Raw genomic sequence first — 19,061 nt, forward strand, 5'->3', positions numbered from 1 at the left:
AGGAATCGACACATGTTTGATCTGACGGGAAAAAATGCGCTGGTGACTGGCGCGTCGGGTGGCATTGGCGCGGACATCGCACGTGCATTGCACGCGCAAGGGGCGACTGTGGGCCTATCGGGGACGCGCACCGAGCCGTTGGAGGCATTGGCCGCTGAACTGGGCGAACGCGCCCATGTGTTGCCGTGTAACCTGAGCGATATGGAAGCTGTTGAGGCGTTGCCCAAGCAAGCCGCTGCGGCAATGGGGTCCGTTGATATTCTAGTGAACAACGCAGGCATCACGCGCGATAATCTGTTTATGCGCATGTCTGATGACGAATGGCAGTCAGTGCTGAACGTCAATCTCACGGCGACTTTCAAGCTGTGTAAAGGTGTGATGCGCGGCATGATGAAGGCACGCTGGGGCCGGATTGTGAATATTTCTTCGATTGTTGGCGCGACAGGGAATCCCGGTCAGGCGAATTATGCGGCGTCAAAGGCGGGTATGATCGGGATGTCAAAAAGCCTTGCTTATGAAGTCGCGAGTCGCGGTATTACCGTGAATTCAATTGCGCCCGGATTTATTGCAACGGCCATGACTGAAAAGCTGACGGATGATCAAAAAACCGGAATTATGGGGCAAATTCCCGCTGGTCGTATGGGCTCTCCTGATGAGATCGCAAGCGCAGTTGTGTATCTGGCAAGTGCGGAAGCCGCCTATATTACCGGGGCCACCTTGCATGTGAATGGTGGCATGGCCATGTTGTAAAAGCGCTTGGATAAGCGTTTGCGTACCTCGCATCATATGCTAAAGGGGGCGCAGATTAAACCAGACGGGCGCTTGCAAGTGACCCGCGCCTTGTGCGAGCAAGGAAAACGAGCCGCCCTATAAGGGCACCTTCTGACCCCTTCCACTATTGAAGTGGCGGAAACCCAAACGGGGCCAAATGGCCCGATGAGTGAGGACTATAGTATGAGCGACGTTGCAGACCGCGTTAAAAAGATCGTTGTTGAGCACCTTGGTGTTGAAGAAGACAAAGTGGCCGAAAACGCCTCTTTCATTGATGATCTGGGTGCAGACAGCCTCGACACTGTCGAGCTGGTAATGGCATTCGAAGAAGAATTCGGCATCGAAATCCCTGATGACGCGGCCGAAAATATCCAAACCTTCGGTGACGCAGTCAAGTTCATCACAGAAGCCTCTTAATCAGGCTTTCGTCGGGTCCGCTCGGCAATAAATTACTTAAACGGCGCTTCCCTTTGCGGATTGGCGCCGTTTTTGATTCTGGTAGCGAATTGGGGTTGTCGGATGTGGAGCGAAGGGGCAATTCTTGCTGTACCTCTGTATCCACCTTCATTTACATCCTCAAAGAAAGTCGCGCATTTAATGCTCCGCACAATTCCGACGATCAATACGCCGCGTGTGACCCTGCGCGGTATGCGAACAGAAGATTTTGCGCGTTTTGCTGATATTTGGGCAAAACCCGAGGTCGTGAGCCATGTTGGCGGCAAGCCATGGCCCAAGTCCCGCAGTTGGGATTCGTTTTTGCGCAATGCGGGCCACTGGCAGATCACGGGATTTGGTCAATGGGCGGTTCAAATTCACGGTCATTCCGAAATGTCGGGTCAGACCGGATTCTTCTATGGGTCTCGTGGGTTGGGGGAGGATTTTGATCCATTTCCCGAAGCTGGCTGGGTATTGGACCCGCAATTTCAGGGCCAGGGAATTGGAATTGATGCTGCATCAGCGGCGCATGACTGGTTTGACCGTGTGGTTGCAGGACGCAGCGTGTGTATGATCACGCCGGACAATGAAGGTTCGTTGAAGATTGCCCAGACGTTGGGGTATGTTGCGCTGCGTGAAACGTTGATTGAGGGTGATCCGGTTGTTTTGATGACCCGAAAAGGGCCTCCGATTTAGGGGCACCTGTCTGGAGGGCCAAATTGATGCGCCTTGTTGATACGTCTTTCTGGGGCCAATGGGGTATTCTTGCCAGTATTGCCCCCAAGACTTGAACAATGTCCTGCCCGCAAGGTATAGCCAAGGCTAAGCAATATTACACTAAAGGGCAGAGCATATGCGCAGAGTGGTCGTTACGGGTTTGGGTTTGGTCACACCGTTGGCAGACGGTGTTGAGAAAAGCTGGGAGCGGATTCTGGACGGTCAGTCCGGTGCTGGGCCCATCACAGGTTTTGACGCGAGCCGCGTCATCACAAAATACGCGTGCGAAGTTCCCTTGGGGGACGGCACAGACGGTACGTTTAATGCCGATACTTACATGGCCCCAAAAGATCAGCGTAAGATTGATACGTTCATCCTGTTTGGTCTGGCTGCTGCTCAGCAAGCAATCGAAGATGCGGGCTGGACACCAGATGACCGTGAGAGCCTTGAGCGCACAGGCGTTCTGATTGGTTCGGGCATTGGTGGTTTGAATTCCATCGCGAATACGGCCGTGATGATGGCTGAAAAAGGCCCTAGACGTGTTAGCCCGTTCTTTGTGCCGGGTGCATTGATCAACCTGATCTCGGGTCAGGTGTCGATCAAGTATGGCTATAAAGGTCCAAACCACTCGGTTGTGACTGCGTGTTCAACGGGTGCGCATGCGATTGGCGATGCCAGCCGTTTGATCCAGTTCGGTGATGCCGACGTGATGATTGCGGGCGGCGCGGAAGCGGCGATTTGTGAAATTGGCATTGCGGGTTTCAATGCCTGCAAAGCGCTGAGCACCAAAGGCGAGGATGACCCCAAGAAAGCGAGCCGTCCTTATGATAAAGACCGTGATGGCTTTGTGATGGGTGAGGGTGCTGGTATTGTGGTTCTTGAAGAATACGAACACGCGAAAGCACGCGGTGCCAAGATTTACGCCGAAGTGATTGGCTATGGCCTGTCGGGCGATGCACACCACATCACGGCTCCGTCCGAGGACGGTGAAGGTGGTGAGCGTTCCATGCGGGCAGCACTGGGTCATGCAGGACTGGAACCCAAAGACATCGATTATATCAACGCACATGGTACTTCCACGATGGCGGATACCATCGAATTGGGTGCGGTTGAGCGGATGTTGGGGGAGCATGCTGGTAATGTGACCATGTCTTCGACTAAATCGGCAACAGGGCACCTTTTGGGGGCTGCGGGCGCGATTGAGGCGATTTTCTCGATCCTTGCGATCCGCGATCAGATAGCACCGCCAACGATCAACCTTGATAATGTGGCAGTAGAGACCAAAATCGATTTGGCCGCGAATGCAGCAGTAAAACGTGAAATCAAAGTGGCGCTTAGTAACTCGTTCGGCTTTGGTGGAACAAACGCTAGCGTATTGTTCGGAAAGGTCGAGTAAATGTGGCGCCATGTTGCGGCCAATGCCCTCACTTTTTTGGTGGTAGGTCTTTTCCTGTTGGGTGGCGTGATCATGTGGGGCAAGGCGCAATATGATGCGCCTGGTCCACTGACCCAAGCGGTCTGTGTGCAGGTAAAAAGCGGTAGTAACATGCGCCGTGTCGGCCAGAACCTTGCTGATCAGGGTGCTGTCAGTTCGGCTTCGATTTTTCGCATTGGTGCGGATTACGAGGAGAAGGCTGGCCAACTGAAAGCGGGCAGCTTTTTGGTAGAGCCGGAAGCCACGATGAAAGAGATCGTTGATGTGATCACCCGCGGCGGTGCAAGCACGTGTGGTACTGAAATTGTGTACCGCATTGGTGTGAACCGCGTGAGTGTTCAGGTGCGCGAGCTAGATCCTGTGACAAACCGCTTTGCTGAACTGGCGCAATTCACGCCGGGGACGGATGAGGTTCCGGTAGAATACACAGAGACCCGTGATCAGGGCGATGTTCGGTTCCGTATTGCGATGGCTGAGGGTGTAACAAGCTGGCAGGTGGTGAATGCGATCTCGGGCATGGATATCATGGAGGGCGCTGTCGCTGAGACGCCCGCAGAGGGATCGCTTGCGCCGGATAGTTATGAGGTGCGTAAAGGGGATGACCGCGCGGCCCTGATTGCGCGGATGCAAGAAGCGCAGGAAACGCTGGTGGCAGCCGCTTGGGAATCGCGTGCAGATGATTTACCAATCGACAACCCCGAAGAGTTGTTGATCCTTGCGTCATTAATTGAAAAAGAGACTGGCGTTTCGGGAGAGCGTAAGCAGGTTTCCAGCGTTTTTGTGAACAGGCTGAACCAAGGGATGCGTCTGCAGACGGACCCGACGGTGATTTATGGGATTACAAAGGGTGAGGGTATTCTTGGTCGTGGTTTGCGCCGCAGTGAATTGCGTCGCGAGACGCCATATAACACCTATGTCATCCCAGCATTGCCACCAACGCCAATTGCAAATCCAGGACGCGCCAGCCTATTGGCTGCTGCACAGCCTGATGAGACGCCCTACATCTTTTTCGTAGCGGACGGCACGGGCGGTCACGCCTTTGCGGTGACCTTGGACGAGCATAACAATAATGTGGCTGAGTGGCGTAAGATCGAAGCGGAGCGTAATGCTGCTTCGGGCAACTAGGTGTTGCGCGCACCGTTCGCTGGTTCAGTAAACGGCTAACACACATGAAGTATACCAGTCTCATGCTAGGAGATTTGGGGAGCGGCCCTGACGGATAGTCGGGGCCGTTTTTTCATGTCTTTCGATTGGAGGAATCCAAGCGAAAGGACCGAGAACATATGACTACCCAACCGGTGCCGCACCTTGATGAGTTGGCGCATGCAGAGGCTATGTTTGCCTCTGTTCAGCGTTCGCTTGCCGAACTTAGAGAAGCATTAGAGAGCCTGAAAGAACGGGCCATAGCCGGAGAGGAAATTGATGCAACCACAACATCAAAGACTGTTAACCAACTGTCGGAGACGGTCGCACGTTGTCAAAAAGCGGGATTGATCTTGAATGACTGCCGAAACAAACAAGCTGGAATTGCGCGAGGGGGATATGCCCTCGACCTCGACAAAGCGCGGGCTGATATCGGGTGCAAACTTGATCGGCTCCGCTGTTCCATCGGTTCAGGACAGTTTCCTGAATGAGCTGGATGAGGGAGAGCTTCGTGCTCTCCCTTACTTATTCGATTTTTGGGCCATGGAGCACCAACTGCCACCAAGTGGTGATTGGCGCTCGTGGGTCATTATGGGGGGGCGTGGTGCGGGTAAAACCCGCGCTGGCGCGGAGTGGGTGCGTGCTGCTGTTGAAGGCGCACGGCCATTGGATGCAGGGCGGTGCCGTCGCGTTGCGCTGGTGGGTGAAACCATTGAGCAGGTGCGCGAAGTGATGATTTTCGGGGATAGCGGTATTTTGGCCTGCTCGCCCGAAGACCGTCGTCCTGATTGGGAGGCGACCCGCAAGCGGCTAGTCTGGCCCAACGGTGCCATTGCTACCGTTCATTCGGCGCACGACCCTGAGGGGCTGCGCGGGCCGCAGTTTGATGCGGCGTGGGTGGATGAAATCGCCAAATGGAAAAAATCACAGGAGACGTGGGATATGTTGCAGTTTGCGTTGCGACTGGGGGATCAACCACAGGTGTGCGTTACGACGACGCCCCGCAATGTTGGTGTGCTTAAGGCGTTGTTGAAATCGCCGTCCACTGTTGTGACCCATGCGCCAACCGAAGCGAACCGTGCGAATCTGGCGGCATCGTTTCTGGAAGAAGTGCGTGCGCGCTATCGCGGGACGCGGTTGGGACGGCAGGAGCTGGACGGGGTGTTATTGGCGGATGCTGAGGGTGCGCTTTGGACGTCTGAAATGCTGGAAGGCACGCGGGTTGCAGAAGTACCCGTGTTGGACCGGATTGTAGTTGCAGTGGACCCTGCGACCACATCGGGTGCATCGGCGGATGAATGCGGGATTGTAGTTGCGGGTGTGCAATGTAGTGGCCCGCCACAAGATTGGCGCGCGTATGTTTTGGGCGATTGCACCGTTTCGGGGCAGGGTCCTAGTGGCTGGGCGCGCGCAGCAATTGCTGCAATGGAGCGGTTTGGCGCGGACCGTCTGGTGGCTGAGGTCAATCAAGGCGGACAGATGGTTCAAGAGGTGATCCGGCAGGTTGATCCGCTGGTGCCTTACAAAGGCGTTCATGCCAGCCGTGGCAAGGTTGCGCGCGCCGAACCGATTGCTGCGCTGTATGAGCAGGGGCGGGTAAAGCATGTGGCCGACCTGAATGGCCTTGAGGATCAGATGACGCGGATGACACGGCAAGGTTATGAAGGCGGTGGATCACCTGACCGTGTGGATGCGCTGGTGTGGGCGCTTCATGAATTGATGATTGAACCGGCTGCAAAGTGGCGACAACCGGGGGTACGGTCGCTTTAGCGTCATTTGGGATGTGTTTTGGAAAGGGGGGCTTTGGCCTCCCTTTTTTTTGTCGCCATATTTTATTGGAGCAAGTGGTGTTGCGCACCGTGCGGGCGCTCTGGTCCGGCAGCATTAAACCTTTGGTGAGAGATTGTTCTTCAGAGACGCCCAAGCAGTCAGTCTGCGGCGGGATATGACCAAGGAGAAGCTTAGGTGTTTGATTTTCTAAAGCGTGGAACGGCGGACGTAGTGGAAGCCAAAGCATCGGCGACGGGGCGTGTCGTTTCTATGCAAAGCTCTGGCCGTGTGGCGTGGAGCCCGCGGGATACTGTATCGCTGACGCGGACGGGTTTTGCGGGCAATCCTGTCGGGTTTCGCTCGGTCAAATTGATCGCTGAGGCGGCGGCGGCGTTGCCGTTGGTTTTGCAGGACGCCGAGCAGAGATTTGATGCGCATCCCGTGCTTGGGCTGATTGCACGGCCAAACGGCGCGCAGGGACGGGCCGAGTTTCTGGAAGCGCTATACGGACAGTTGCTGTTGTCGGGTAATGGATACCTAGAAGCGGTTGGTGGTGATGCAGGTGTGCCGTTGGAGCTGCACGTGTTGCGCTCTGAGCGTATGTCAGTGGTGCCAGGCGCAGATGGGTGGCCTGTGGCCTATGAATACGCTGTGGGGGGGCGCAAACACCGGTTTGACGCCACACAGGGCGCGCCGATCTGTCATGTCCGCAATTTCCATCCGCAAGATGATCACTATGGGTTTAGCCCGATGCAGGCGGCGGCGACGGCGGTGGATGTGCATAATTCCGCTTCGCGCTGGTCAAAGGCGTTGTTGGATAATGCGGCGCGGCCATCGGGGGCCATTATTTACAAAGGTGCGGATGGTCAGGGTGCGATGAGCACGGACCAATACGAGCGCCTGGTCAATGAGATGGAGAGCCATCATCAAGGTGCGCGCAATGCGGGGCGTCCGATGTTGCTGGAGGGCGGGCTGGATTGGAAGCCAATGGGGTTCTCTCCATCAGATATGGAGTTTCAAAAGACCAAGGAAGCGGCCGCGCGTGAGATCGCCTTGGCGTTTGGTGTGCCGCCGATGTTGATCGGCATTCAGGGTGACGCGACCTATGCGAATTACCAAGAAGCGCACCGTGCATTTTACCGTCTGACAGTTTTGCCACTGGCGACACGTGTGACGGCGGTACTGGCGCATTGGTTGTCCGGTTTCACGGATGAGTTGGTAGAGCTGAAGCCAAATCTGGATCAGGTGCCAGCGTTGAGCGCCGAGCGGGATGCGCAGTGGGCACGTGTGGCGGGCGCTGATTTCCTGACGGAAGCGGAAAAGCGGGCGATGCTGGGGCTGCCAGTGGTGGTAGCGGATGAGTGAGCATCCCCCTGAACGATTTTTATGTGCACCGGGAATGCAGTTGCAGGCGCATGAGCGCGTGAGTGCCATCCATTTTGAGAACCTCACCAAGCGGTTGGACCGGATCGAGCTGATGATGGAGCGCCTTGAGAGGCGGCTTTGGTTGACGGTTTACGGAGTGGTTGCGGTGATTTTGGCGCAAGCGGTGCGAACGTTTCTGGTGATGGGGCCTGCGGGCTGAACAGGAATACAGGAGAAGATCATGGATATGAGTGGAAATGGCTTCGCGCAGGGCGCGGAGAACGGGGAAGGTTTGCCTGCTCTTGAGCGCAAGTTCATGCAGTTTGACGAAGTCGCCAAGGTAGACGGCGGCGTTGAGATCAAAGGCTATGCCAGCTTTTTCGGGGATGTCGATCAAGGCAATGATGTTGTTCAAAAGGGTGCGTATGGCGCCAGTTTGAAGGCTCTGAAGGCGGCGAAACGTGGCGTGAAGATGCTGTGGCAACATGATCCGGCGCAACCGATTGGTGTGTGGGATGTGGTGCAGGAAGACGCCAAGGGCCTGTTCGTCAAAGGGCGCATTCTACAGTCCGTTGAAAAGGGCCGCGAGGCGATCGCGCTTATTGAGGCAGGTGCCATTGACGGTTTGTCGATTGGCTACCGCACGGTGAAAGCCAGCAAGAATACCAAGGGCCAGCGGCTCTTGCAGGAACTGGAGCTTTGGGAGGTGTCGGTGGTGACGTTCCCAATGCTGCCCAGTGCGCGGGTGGGGGCAAAGGCGGATGGATTAAGTCCGGTCGCAGACGTCCTGCGTGAAATGGCAGAGGTTTTTGATACGGCATGTGCCGCCATCACACCTGTGTCCAAGCAACCATAAGGGGAATGCAGATGAGCAGAACCGAACGAGATGCCGCGGAGCTTTCCCCGGCTGAGGATGTGCGACGCGCCGTGAGTGGTTTCGTCACACAGTTCAAGGGCTTCCAAGCCGAAATTGAGACCAAACTTCAACAAACAGAAGAGCGAATGACCATGCTGGATCGTAAAACAATGACTGCCGCACGTACGCCGTTGGCGGGTGCTACTGACGCGGGCGCGCCGCATAAGAAGGCCTTTAATGCTTATGTGCGTTCGGGTGATGATGACGGCCTGCGCGGCCTTGAGCTGGAGGGCAAGGCGCTGTCCTCGGCCGTGAATTCGGATGGTGGGTATCTTGTTGATCCGCAAACTTCGGAGACGGTGAAATCTGTTCTGAACACAACGGCTTCGATCCGCGCTATTGCGTCTGTCGTGAACGTTGAGGCCACGTCGTATGATGTGCTGGTGGATCACACCGATGTAGGTGCGGGTTGGGCAACTGAGGCCTCCACAATTGCCGAAAGCGATACGCCGCAGATTGACCGCATCACGGTTCAGTTGCACGAGCTGAGCGCGCTGCCAAAAGCGTCCCAGCGTCTGCTGGATGATGCGGCGTTTGACATCGAGGGTTGGCTGGCTGGCCGTATCGCAGATAAATTTGCCCGTGCCGAAGCAGGTGCATTTATCAATGGCGATGGCATCGACAAACCCAAGGGTTTCCTTGCGCATGCTTCCGTTGACAACGACGTTTGGGCATGGGGCAATCTTGGCTATGTGCCGACAGGTGTTGCGGGTGAAGTCACTGCGGATTCCATCGTTGATGTCGTCTATGCGCTGGGTGCGCAGTACCGTGCCAACGCGTCCTTTGTGATGAATTCCAAGACTGCGGGCCTTGTGCGCAAGCTGAAGGACATGGATGGCCGCTTCTTGTGGTCTGATGGTCTGGCTGCTGGCGAGCCTGCGCGTCTGATGGGCTATCCAGTGCTGATCGCCGAAGATATGCCGGATGCGGGCACCGATGAACTTGCCATGGCTTTTGGTGATTTTGCCGCCGGTTACACCATTGCCGAGCGACCTGATCTGCGCATCTTGCGCGATCCCTTCAGCGCCAAGCCACATGTTTTGTTCTACGCAACCAAACGCGTTGGCGGTGATGTGAGCGATTTTGCTGCAATCAAGCTTTTGAAATTCGGCACCTCCTAAATCGGAGTGCTGAAACCAGGGCGGGGTAACCCGCCTTGGTCCGGGCGTACGCCCTGAATACCGCTTCGTGTTGTCTAGCTGCTCCCCTCCGACCGAGCAATGCGAAGACGGGGTGTACGTCCGGGACGGGGGAGTGGCCTGCAAGGACGAAATTGTATGGCAAGTTTGAGAGAGGCTTTTGGATGTTGATCGAAGAAACAAATGTGCCGGATGCGGCCCTGCCGATTGCGGCGTTCAAGGCGCATATGCGTATGGGGAGCGGGTTCGACGAGGACACTCTGCAAGACGTGGTGTTGGCTAGTTTTCTGCGCGCTGCCATGGCAGCGATTGAAACGCGGACCGGTAAGGTGCTGATGGAACGCGAATTTACGATGGTTTCATCTGCGCAGCACAACGGAGATATAATCCCGTTCACGGTCGCGCCTGTTACGTTGATTGCGGATGTGAATTTGGTGTCACGCGGCGGCATTGAGCAAACGGTAGGCAACGATGTTTACTGGCTGGAACGGGATGGGCATTTGCCACGGTTGCGTGCTGTGGGGGCCAGTCTACCCCAGCCTGAAACGGGCGGTGAATTGCGTGTACGGTTTATGGCGGGTTTTGGTGTTGAGTGGGACGATGTGCCTGCCGATATGCAGCAAGCTGTGTTGATGCTGGCGTCGCATTATTACGAATACCGCCATGACACTGCGTTGAGTGACGGATGTATGCCGTTTGGTGTGGCTTCGTTGATCGAGCGTTTCCGCCGCTTGCGGTTGGGTCGCAGCGGGGCGGTGGCATGAAGGCCCCTCATCTCAATCGTCAGCTGGTGCTAGAAACCCCAGATACGCTGAGCGATGGCGCGGGCGGATATGTGCAAGGCTGGGTTCCGGCAGGAATATTGTGGGCGGAGGTTACACCGCGCAGTGGCCGCGAAACGGCGCGCAACGGGGCTCCGGTGAGCCGCATGGCGTATCGCATCACGGTTCGCGGTGCCCCCATCGGCAGTAATCAGCGGCCTGCAGCACCCCAACGATTTCGAGACGGGGATCGGATTTTTACAATTCAGGCAGTGACAGAAGCAGATCCGGCAGGCCGGTATCTGACCTGTTTTGCCCAAGAGGAGCAAGTTGTATGAGTTATGGAGTTTCAGGGGCGCTTCAGGCGGCTGTATTTACTGCGTTGAGCGCTGATACGGCGCTGACCACGCTGGTGGGGACCGCGATTTATGATGCTGTGCCTGTAGGCACTGTGCCGGCCCTTTATGTCCTGCTGGGATCAGAGACGGTGCGCGAAGCCTCGGACATCAGCGGGGAAGGTGCGGTGCACAGTTTTACTGTGTCGGTCATCACAACCAACCCCGGTTTTACCTCTGCCAAAGCCGCAGCAGGAGCCGTGAGCGACGCATTGCAGGACGCTGAACTGACACTATCGCGGGGCTCATTGGTTTCGCTGAGGTTCGAGCGCGCTGTGGCGCAACGCATAGATTCCGCAAGCGCACGCCAGATTGATCTGCGTTTCCGCGCGCGTGTGCAGGACGACTAATTCTCAACGCCGCAAGGCAAACATCAGGAGTACGTAAAATGGCTGTTCAAGCAGGCAAGGACCTATTGGTCAAAGTGGACATGAGCACGGATGGTAATTTTGAGACCATCGCAGGTTTGCGGGCCACGCGCATCAGTTTCAACGCTGAGGCGGTTGATGTGACGGCGCTGGATAGTGCAGGGGGCTGGCGTGAGCTGCTGGCGGGCGCAGGGGTGCGATCTGCTGCGATTAGCGGTTCAGGGGTGTTTCGCGATGAAGCAACAGACGAGCGTGCGCGCCAGTTGTTGTTTGACGGGCTGACGCCAAATTTTCAGGTGGTTATTCCCGAATTTGGCGTTGTTGAGGGGCCATTTCAGGTCACCTCTCTGGAATATTCAGGTCAGTTGAACGGTGAGGCAACGTACGAGCTGTCATTGGCCTCTGCGGGTCAGTTGCAATTTGTTCCTTACGTCGATCCGGTTGAATAAAAATGGAAAATCGGTGGAGGGGAGAAGTGGTGCTGGTTGTGGATGACCAGCACCACCGCATGAAGCTGACGCTAGGCGCGTTGGCGGAGTTGGAGGAAGAACTGGCTGAGCCGTCGCTTATGGCGCTGGTGCAGCGGTTTGAGACTGGCGGATTTAGCACGCGCGACGTGTTGGCGCTGTTGTGTGCAGGAATGCGCGGTGGCGGCATTCAGATCGACCCTGACACTTTAGCGCAGGCCGAGATTGAGGGCGGACCAATGCGTGCAGCCCAAGCGGCCGCTGAGTTATTGGCGCGGGCATTTGTGGTTGCGCCATGAACAATGGTTTTGACTGGCCCGCATTAATGCGGGCCGGCCTTCACGGTCTGGGCCTAAGCCCTGACGCGTTCTGGGCACTGACGCCTGCGGAACTGCAGCTGATGCTGGGCAGTGACGCAAGCAAAGCGCCAATGCTGAGTGGCGGTTTAGCAGCCTTGATGGCGGCCTATCCGGACAAGAAAAAGGATCAAATTGATGATGGATGATGATGGTTTTGAAGATCTGGCGACAGATGCCTCCGAGTTGAACCAAACGCTGGGTCAGACTAGTGTTCTGGTGTCTGGTTTTGACAGTGAGCTACGTAGAATGAGCACGTCTCTGTCGGCGACAGGCAAAGATGTTGCGACACTGGAAAAGGGATTGAGCCGCGGGCTTCGGCGTGCGTTTGACGGTGTTGTTTTTGACGGTCTGAAGCTGTCGGACGCGCTGAGCACTGTTGCCCAATCGTTGTCTAACAGCGCCTACAACGCGGCGGTCAAGCCAGTCACAGATCACTTTGGTGGGCTGTTGACCCAAGGGGTCTCGGGGCTTGTGCAGGGTATCTTGCCCTTTGCAAATGGTGCGCCATTCAGCTCGGGGCGGGTGATGCCTTTTGCCGACGGCGGTGTTGTGTCTCAGGCGACCCATTTCGGGATGCGCGGTGGCATGGGTGTCATGGGAGAAGCGGGGCCAGAGGCGATTATGCCATTGGCACGTGGCCCTGATGGCAAGCTTGGGGTGCGTGCGGGTGGCGGTAATGGCGGCGGAGCACCCACGGTGGTGATGAACATCACAACACCGGATGCGGCAGGTTTCCAGCGTTCGCGCGGGCAGATCGCAGCACAGATGAGCCGCGCATTGAGCGCAGGTCAGAAAAACCGATAATAGGGGAGCGTTGCTATGAACTTTCATGAGGTACAATTTCCGGCTGACTTGAGCTTTGGGGCGCTGGGGGGGCCGCAACGGCGTGTGGATGTTGTTGCGCTGGCCAACGGCTATGAAGAGCGCAACACGCCTTGGGCGCACTCACGTCGTGTATATGATGCGGGCCTTGGGCTGAGATCGCTGGATGATGTGGAGGCTGTGATTGCGTTTTATGAAGCGCGATACGGTCAGATGTACGGGTTTCGCTGGAAGGATTGGTCGGATCATAAATCGTCTATTCCCTCGGCCGAGATTGCGCGTGCTGATCAACAGATCGCCACGGGTGATGGGGTTACGGATACGTTTCAGATCATCAAAAATTACCGCTCGGGGGGGCATGTCTATGCGCGTCCAATCACCAAACCAGTCAAAGGCAGTGTGCTGATTGCTGTTGAGCAAGACGATAAACAGGACACCATCGATTACACAGTCGACGAGACGACTGGCCTGATTACGTTCCTAAGCCCACCGGATCCGGACACGCGGGTCTATGCAGGGTATGAATTTGATGTGCCTGTGCGCTTTGATAGCGACAGCCTGCTGACCAATATCGCAAGTTTTCACGCAGGTCAGGTGCCTGACATTCCGGTCCGCGAGGTGCGTGTGTGATGGTGGACTTCAATGATGGATTAGCGACGCATTTGGGGGGCGGGCTGACCACTGTGTGTCATGCCTGGGCGATTACCCGCAAGGATGGCGCGGTATTTGCTTTTACTGATCACGATCTACCCCTCAGTTTTGCAGGTTATGATTTTCGCGCCGACACAGGGCTAAGTGCGATGGCGCTGGCGCAATCAACAGGGCTGTCGGTGGATAACACTGAAGCATTGGGGGCATTATCGGATGCATCCCTGCGCGAGGACGAAATTGAGCAGGGGCGTTTTGACGGGGCGGAAGTGCGCGGGTGGTTGGTCAATTGGGCTGACACAGAGCAGCATTGGCTGAACTTTCGCGGAACTCTGGGAGAGCTGACGCGTGCAGGTGGTGGTTTTCGCGCAGAACTGCGCGGCCTAACCGAAGGGTTGAATCGTCCGCTGGGCCGCGTCTATCAAAAGCCATGCTCCGCGGTGTTGGGCGACAGTAAATGTCGGTTCGATCTTGATCAGGAAAGCTACTCTCAGGAGTTGGCGATACAAACCGTGGAGGGCGCGCGGCGCTTTATTTGGGAAGATTTTCTATCTTATGACACGGATTGGTTTACGCGTGGCCGTCTTGAGATTGTTGATGGTCCTGCGCAGGGGCTATGGGGGACCATCAAGTCTGACCGCATTGAAGATGGTGCGCGGATTGTCGAGCTGTGGGAGCCGATACGGGGTTTGATCAGCGAAGGCACACAGGTACGTTTGGTTGCTGGATGTGACAAGCTGGTCGATACTTGTAGGCTCAAGTTCAACAACTTTGATAATTTCCAAGGCTTTCCTGATTTACCAAGTGAAGACTGGGTAATTGCGGTGCCGAGCAGCAGCAAAACCAACAGCGGCGGGTCATTGCGATGATTGGCGCGCGGATCACAGAGGCTGCGCGTGGCTGGATCGGAACGCCCTATGTGCACCAATGCGCAACGCGCGGTGCAGGCAGCGATTGCCTCGGTTTGATCCGCGGTATCTGGCGTGAGGTTTACGGGCAAGAACCCGAAGCCGCGCCAGCCTATTCAATGGATTGGTCAGAGCCTCAGGGCGAAGAGCGGCTTTGGGCGGCTGCGTTGCGGCATCTTGCCCCAAAATCTATCGAGATGGCGGTGCCTGGTAATGTTCTGTTGTTTCGAATGCGGCAGGGTGCTGTGGCCAAGCATCTGGGCATCTTGTCTGAAATCGGTCCCGCGCCTCGATTTATCCACGCCTATTCACGATATGGCGTGTTGGAAAGCCCATTTGGCGTGCCGTGGCGCCGCCGTGTTGTAGCATGTTTTGAATTTCCCAAGGAGGTCACCTGATGGCGACGATATTATTTTCAGCAGCGGGAGCAGCGGTTGGCGGCTCGGTCGGTGGTACGCTTGCAGGCCTCTCTTCGGTGGCAATCGGGCGTGCTGTCGGTGCCACATTTGGCCGGGTGGTAGACCAGAAAATTCTCGGAAGCGGAGCTGAGGCTGTTGAGACAGGTAAGGTTGACCGCTTTCGCTTGACCAGTGCGGGTGAGGGAGATCCCATTACCCAGCTTTACGGACGGTTACGTCTAGGCGGGCAGGTGATCTGGGCCTCTGATTTTGAAGAAGTTAGCACGACCAGCGGCGGTGGCAAAGGCGGATCATCTCAGCCGAAGACAACGGAATACAGCTATTCAGTGAATGTTGCGATTGCGCTTTGTGAAGGCGAGATCACACGTGTTGGTCGCATTTGGGCGGACGGCGAGGAAATATCTTCAAATGATCTGAACATGACCGTGTATTCAGGATCAGCGGATCAGCAGCCTGATCCATTGATGGAGGCGATTGAAGGCGCTGGCATGGTACCTGCATATCGTGGGACGGCTTATGTTGTCATGGAGGGGTTGGCCTTAGAGCAATTTGGAAACCGCATTCCACAATTCAGTTTTGAAGTTCTGCGTCCTGAGCAGCGTGATGCACCGGATGCCAGCCATGCGTTGAGCTATGGCGTTGAAGGCGTGGCGCTTATTCCGGGAACGGGTGAGTATTCATTGGCAACAACGCCTGTGAATTACGGCAGTGATAATGAGGCGCGGTGGAGTGCCAACATTAACTCACCTTCGGGTAAGACCGATTTTGTGACTTCTCTTGAGGCACTGGATGAAGAACTGCCGGAGCTTAAGGCAGCATCACTTGTGGTGTCCTGGTTTGGGTCTGATCTACGGGCAAGTGCCTGTACTGTTCAGCCCAAAGTGGAAGATCCTGATATTGAGGGCGAAGAAATGCCATGGGGTGTGGCAGGTTTGGGGCGTGGTGATGCTCCGGTCATTGAGGTGGGGACAGACGGCCGTCCTATCTATGGGGGCACGCCTGCAGATGAGGCCGTGATTGAGGCGATTCAGGCGATGAACACCGCGGGTAAAGCAGTTATGTTTTATCCGTTTATCCTGATGGACCAACTGGATGGCAATACTTTGCCAGACCCCTACACAGGGGAAGTTGGCCAGCCTGCGTTGCCTTGGCGCGGCCGCATTACGCTGGACGTCGCACCGGGTGTAGCTGGATCAATTGATGGCACGTCAGCGGCTGTAGTTGATGTCGCAGCGTTCTTTGGTTCGGTCACAGCCGCTGATTTCTCTGTGCAGGATGGGGAGGTCACCTATTCTGGTCCAGAAGAATGGACGCTATCGCGCTTTATTTTGCATTACGCTGCCTTGTGCAAAGCGGCGGGTGGGGTTGACGCGTTCTGTATCGGTTCCGAGATGCGCGGCCTCACGCAAATTCGGTCTGCACAGAATGAATTCCCAGCGGTAGCAGCGTTCAGGGCGCTTGCAGCAGAAGTTCGCGCGATTGTGGGCTCAGATACCAAGATCAGTTATGCGTCTGATTGGAGCGAGTATTTCGGCTATCAACCGCAGGACGGTACGGGGGACCGCCTGTTCCATCTTGATCCGCTATGGGCTGATCCGAACATCGATTTCATCGGGATAGACAACTACATGCCATTGTCCGATTGGCGCGAGGGTGTTGACCATGTTGATGCGCAGGAGTGGGATGACATCTACAACCTTGGCTATCTGCAATCTAACATCGAAGGCGGTGAAGGGTATGATTGGTATTATGACTCAGTAGAGGCCCGTGCGGCACAAATCCGTACTCCGATCACCGATGGTGAACACGACGAAGCATGGATTTATCGCTACAAAGACATTCGCAATTGGTGGGGTAATCTTCACTACGAACGGATGGATGGCGTACGGGAAAATGAGCCAACCGACTGGTTGCCGGGGCAAAAACCGATTTGGTTTACCGAATACGGCTGCGCTGCGATTGATAAGGGGACGAACCAACCCAATAAGTTCCTTGATCTCAAGTCTTCAGAGAGCAGTTTGCCCCGTTATTCAGACGGCGGACGCGATGATCTAATTCAGATGCAATACTTGCGGGCGATGATTGATTATTGGGGCCAACCGGAGAACAACCCACAGGGAATCGAATACGAAGGCGATATGATTAACATGAGCCGCGCTTATGTTTGGGCGTGGGATGTGCGGCCCTATCCGTTTTTCCCAAATAACCGCGATTTGTGGAGCGATGGCGAAAGTTATGCGCGGGGGCATTGGCTGAACGGGCGTACTGCGTCGCGCAGTCTTGCGTCTGTTGTTGGTGAGATTTGCCGACGCTCTGGTGTGACTGACTTTGACACCGATAGCTTGTTTGGCTTGGTCCGGGGATATGCGGTGGCGGACGTCGGGGATGCACGGGCATCTTTGCAGCCATTGATGCTGCGCTATGGCTTTGATGCAATTGAGCGAGACGGTGTGTTGAAGTTCCAAATGCGGAACGGACTTCGTGAAACCGCGCTGGATTCAGAGCAGTTCGCAGTGAGCGGTGATCTGGACGGTACAACCGTGCAGGTGCGCGAAGCTGATGCAGGATTGTCGGGTCGTGTGCGGTTGCGGTTCATTCAGGCTGATGCCAGCTATGATGTGGTTTCCGAAGAGGCAGTATTGCCTGATGAAGAAACACATGCGGTGGCCGCTAGCGAATTCACGATGTTGATGACCCGTGCTGAGGGGCGGCAGGTGGCTGAAAGGTGGCTCAACGAGGCCCGCATTGCGCGAGACACAGTTCAATTTGCGTTGCCGCCATCAAAAATGGGTATTGGTGCAGGGGATATCATTTCATTACCTGCTGATCAGGGGGAAGGGGCATCGCTTTATCGCATTGACCGTGTGGAGCAGGGCGAGTTCCAACAGGTGGAAGCGGTACGGATTGATCCTGAGGTTTATGATCCTGCGCCTCTTGCGGATGATTTGGTAAGCCTTCGCAGTTTTGTCGCACCTGTGCCTGTCTATCCGCTGTTCTTGGATTTGCCACTGCTTACAGGCGATGAGGTGCCACATGCACCCTACATCGCCGCAAGTGCAAATCCTTGGCCGGGGAGCGTGGCGCTTTATTCTAGCCTCACGACTCAAAACTATGGGCTCAACAGCATCTTGCCAATTCGTTCGACCATTGGGACGACAAAGTCACAGATGGCTTATGCGTGCGCTGGTTTGATTGACCACGGAGATGCGTTGCAGGTTGATCTGATCAGTGGACAGCTTGAATCCGTTGATGAGGACGCGTTGCTAAGTGGCGCAAATATGGCTGTGATTGGGGATGGGACCAGCGACAACTGGGAGGTATTCCAGTTCATGACAGCTGAGCTGATCGGGACAAATAGTTATCTGTTGAGTGATCGTTTGCGCGGGCAGGCTGGTTCGGATGGGTTGATCCCAGATGTTTGGCCCGCTGGGTCTCAGTTTGTGTTGCTCAATTCAGTTCCGCTTCAGATTGACCTGAGCCGAAATATGCGAGGGGTTGAGCAGAACTACCGTGTTGGGCCTGCACTGCGCGCTGTTGATGATCCGTCATATCGTCAATTTCAACGCGCGTTCAGTGGCAATGGTTTGCGTCCTTATGCACCGGCGCATTTGAATTTTGTCACGCAGGCGAATGGGGCGTTGTCGGTGACATGGGTGCGTCGAACGCGGATCGACGGGGACAGTTGGGAGGCACTTGAAGTGCCGCTTGGCGAGGAGAATGAAACCTACGTCTTGCGGATCATCAAAGACGGAGCGGTGCTACGTGAAGAAGTGTTAGATACCCCTTCCTTTGAATACGGTTCGGGTGCTCAGGCTTCGGATGGTGCGTTTGCCCCGTTTTCCATCGAAGTTGCGCAGGTGTCGGCTACTTTTGGTGCTGGATTGTTCCAACACATCGACGTCGATACACCGTGAGGCATGTCGGGATCACAGACCTGTATCATGCCGCGCGCGCGGTACAGGCTGTACCGCCGATCAAAAGAGCGCGTTTTTGCCGTGAGCTTTTGTGGCGCGCCCATATCGCTGACAAATATGTGAAGCGGTTGCGCAAACTGCACCCTGATTGGGGGGATGGCAGTTTGCGGGCTGCGGCTTTAGCCCAATGCCCTATAGGCCAAAGGGGTAACACTCCCGTAGATTTACTTGGTTGCATGTTGATTGTGCTAACAACATTTCATGAGGTGCATAACCAATCTTCATAGAGTTCGGGTTTGCACTTGGCGT

General features: G+C 55.7%; 22 protein-coding genes. All 22 read left to right on the top strand.

Annotated elements, in window-relative coordinates; translation table 11 throughout:
- Positions 1–12: 12 nt before the first annotated feature.
- The 22 genes from fabG (at position 13) to V7775_RS24725 (ending at position 19,039) form a co-directional block, all read left to right on the top strand.
- The gene (gene fabG / locus V7775_RS09190) at positions 13–750 is read left to right on the top strand and encodes a 3-oxoacyl-ACP reductase FabG (RefSeq protein ID WP_335751585.1); all 738 of its coding nucleotides are present in this window, start codon (positions 13–15) and stop codon (positions 748–750) included.
- A gap of 204 nt (positions 751–954) precedes the next feature.
- Positions 955–1,188: an acyl carrier protein gene (locus V7775_RS09195; protein ID WP_335751586.1), complete on the top strand. Its 234-nt coding sequence runs from the start codon at positions 955–957 to the stop codon at positions 1,186–1,188.
- Positions 1,189–1,368: 180 nt separating this feature from the next.
- Positions 1,369–1,902: a GNAT family N-acetyltransferase gene (locus V7775_RS09200; RefSeq protein WP_335751587.1), complete on the top strand. Its 534-nt coding sequence runs from the start codon at positions 1,369–1,371 to the stop codon at positions 1,900–1,902.
- Between the two features lie 157 nt (positions 1,903–2,059).
- Entirely contained in the window at positions 2,060–3,319 is a 1,260-nt protein-coding gene (gene fabF / locus V7775_RS09205) for a beta-ketoacyl-ACP synthase II (RefSeq protein WP_335751588.1), read from the top strand.
- A complete protein-coding gene (gene mltG, locus V7775_RS09210) occupies positions 3,320–4,483 on the top strand; it encodes an endolytic transglycosylase MltG (protein WP_335751589.1) in 1,164 nt (387 codons plus the stop codon).
- 417 nt (positions 4,484–4,900) lie between these two features.
- The gene (locus V7775_RS09215) at positions 4,901–6,271 is read left to right on the top strand and encodes a DNA-packaging protein (RefSeq protein ID WP_443070107.1); all 1,371 of its coding nucleotides are present in this window, start codon (positions 4,901–4,903) and stop codon (positions 6,269–6,271) included.
- A gap of 195 nt (positions 6,272–6,466) precedes the next feature.
- Positions 6,467–7,636 carry a phage portal protein gene (locus V7775_RS09220; protein ID WP_335751590.1) on the top strand — a complete coding sequence of 390 codons (1,170 nt, stop codon included), beginning with the start codon at positions 6,467–6,469 and terminating at the stop codon, positions 7,634–7,636.
- On the top strand, positions 7,629–7,856 hold the full coding sequence (locus tag V7775_RS09225) for a GTA head formation protein, RCAP_rcc01685 family (protein WP_335751591.1): 228 nt from the start codon (positions 7,629–7,631) through the stop codon (positions 7,854–7,856). Before V7775_RS09220 ends, V7775_RS09225 begins: the two co-directional genes overlap by 8 nt.
- 21 nt (positions 7,857–7,877) lie before the next feature.
- The gene (locus tag V7775_RS09230) at positions 7,878–8,492 is read left to right on the top strand and encodes an HK97 family phage prohead protease (protein WP_335751592.1); all 615 of its coding nucleotides are present in this window, start codon (positions 7,878–7,880) and stop codon (positions 8,490–8,492) included.
- 11 nt (positions 8,493–8,503) lie between these two features.
- On the top strand, positions 8,504–9,673 hold the full coding sequence (locus V7775_RS09235; RefSeq protein ID WP_335751593.1) for a phage major capsid protein: 1,170 nt from the start codon (positions 8,504–8,506) through the stop codon (positions 9,671–9,673).
- A 182-nt stretch (positions 9,674–9,855) separates the two neighbouring features.
- A complete protein-coding gene (locus tag V7775_RS09240) occupies positions 9,856–10,455 on the top strand; it encodes a head-tail connector protein (RefSeq protein ID WP_335751594.1) in 600 nt (199 codons plus the stop codon).
- Positions 10,452–10,790 (top strand): phage head closure protein, encoded by a 339-nt coding sequence (locus V7775_RS09245; RefSeq protein ID WP_335751595.1) that lies wholly within the window; start codon positions 10,452–10,454, stop codon positions 10,788–10,790. Before V7775_RS09240 ends, V7775_RS09245 begins: the two co-directional genes overlap by 4 nt.
- Positions 10,787–11,197: a DUF3168 domain-containing protein gene (locus tag V7775_RS09250; RefSeq protein ID WP_335751596.1), complete on the top strand. Its 411-nt coding sequence runs from the start codon at positions 10,787–10,789 to the stop codon at positions 11,195–11,197. The genes V7775_RS09245 and V7775_RS09250 overlap by 4 nt, the downstream gene beginning before the upstream one ends.
- 38 nt (positions 11,198–11,235) lie before the next feature.
- Positions 11,236–11,664 carry a phage major tail protein, TP901-1 family gene (locus tag V7775_RS09255; RefSeq protein ID WP_335751597.1) on the top strand — a complete coding sequence of 143 codons (429 nt, stop codon included), beginning with the start codon at positions 11,236–11,238 and terminating at the stop codon, positions 11,662–11,664.
- Between the two features lie 2 nt (positions 11,665–11,666).
- Positions 11,667–11,981: a gene transfer agent family protein gene (locus tag V7775_RS09260; RefSeq protein WP_335751598.1), complete on the top strand. Its 315-nt coding sequence runs from the start codon at positions 11,667–11,669 to the stop codon at positions 11,979–11,981.
- Positions 11,978–12,187: a rcc01693 family protein gene (locus V7775_RS09265; protein WP_335751599.1), complete on the top strand. Its 210-nt coding sequence runs from the start codon at positions 11,978–11,980 to the stop codon at positions 12,185–12,187. Before V7775_RS09260 ends, V7775_RS09265 begins: the two co-directional genes overlap by 4 nt.
- Positions 12,177–12,845, top strand: coding sequence for a phage tail tape measure protein (locus tag V7775_RS09270; protein ID WP_335751600.1), 669 nt, complete (start codon positions 12,177–12,179; stop codon positions 12,843–12,845). Before V7775_RS09265 ends, V7775_RS09270 begins: the two co-directional genes overlap by 11 nt.
- Positions 12,846–12,860: 15 nt before the next feature.
- Positions 12,861–13,493 carry a DUF2460 domain-containing protein gene (locus V7775_RS09275; RefSeq protein WP_335751601.1) on the top strand — a complete coding sequence of 211 codons (633 nt, stop codon included), beginning with the start codon at positions 12,861–12,863 and terminating at the stop codon, positions 13,491–13,493.
- Positions 13,493–14,380, top strand: a complete 888-nt coding sequence (locus tag V7775_RS09280; protein WP_335751602.1) for a DUF2163 domain-containing protein — start codon at positions 13,493–13,495, stop codon at positions 14,378–14,380. Before V7775_RS09275 ends, V7775_RS09280 begins: the two co-directional genes overlap by 1 nt.
- Entirely contained in the window at positions 14,377–14,817 is a 441-nt protein-coding gene (locus V7775_RS09285; protein WP_335751603.1) for a peptidase, read from the top strand. Before V7775_RS09280 ends, V7775_RS09285 begins: the two co-directional genes overlap by 4 nt.
- Positions 14,817–18,752 (top strand): baseplate multidomain protein megatron, encoded by a 3,936-nt coding sequence (locus V7775_RS09290; protein WP_335751604.1) that lies wholly within the window; start codon positions 14,817–14,819, stop codon positions 18,750–18,752. The genes V7775_RS09285 and V7775_RS09290 overlap by 1 nt, the downstream gene beginning before the upstream one ends.
- Positions 18,749–19,039, top strand: coding sequence for a DUF7742 family protein (locus V7775_RS24725; protein WP_443070102.1), 291 nt, complete (start codon positions 18,749–18,751; stop codon positions 19,037–19,039). The genes V7775_RS09290 and V7775_RS24725 overlap by 4 nt, the downstream gene beginning before the upstream one ends.
- Positions 19,040–19,061: the final 22 nt, after the last annotated feature.

Source organism: Sulfitobacter sp. (genome assembly GCF_036960155.1).
GTDB lineage: Bacteria > Pseudomonadota > Alphaproteobacteria > Rhodobacterales > Rhodobacteraceae > Sulfitobacter.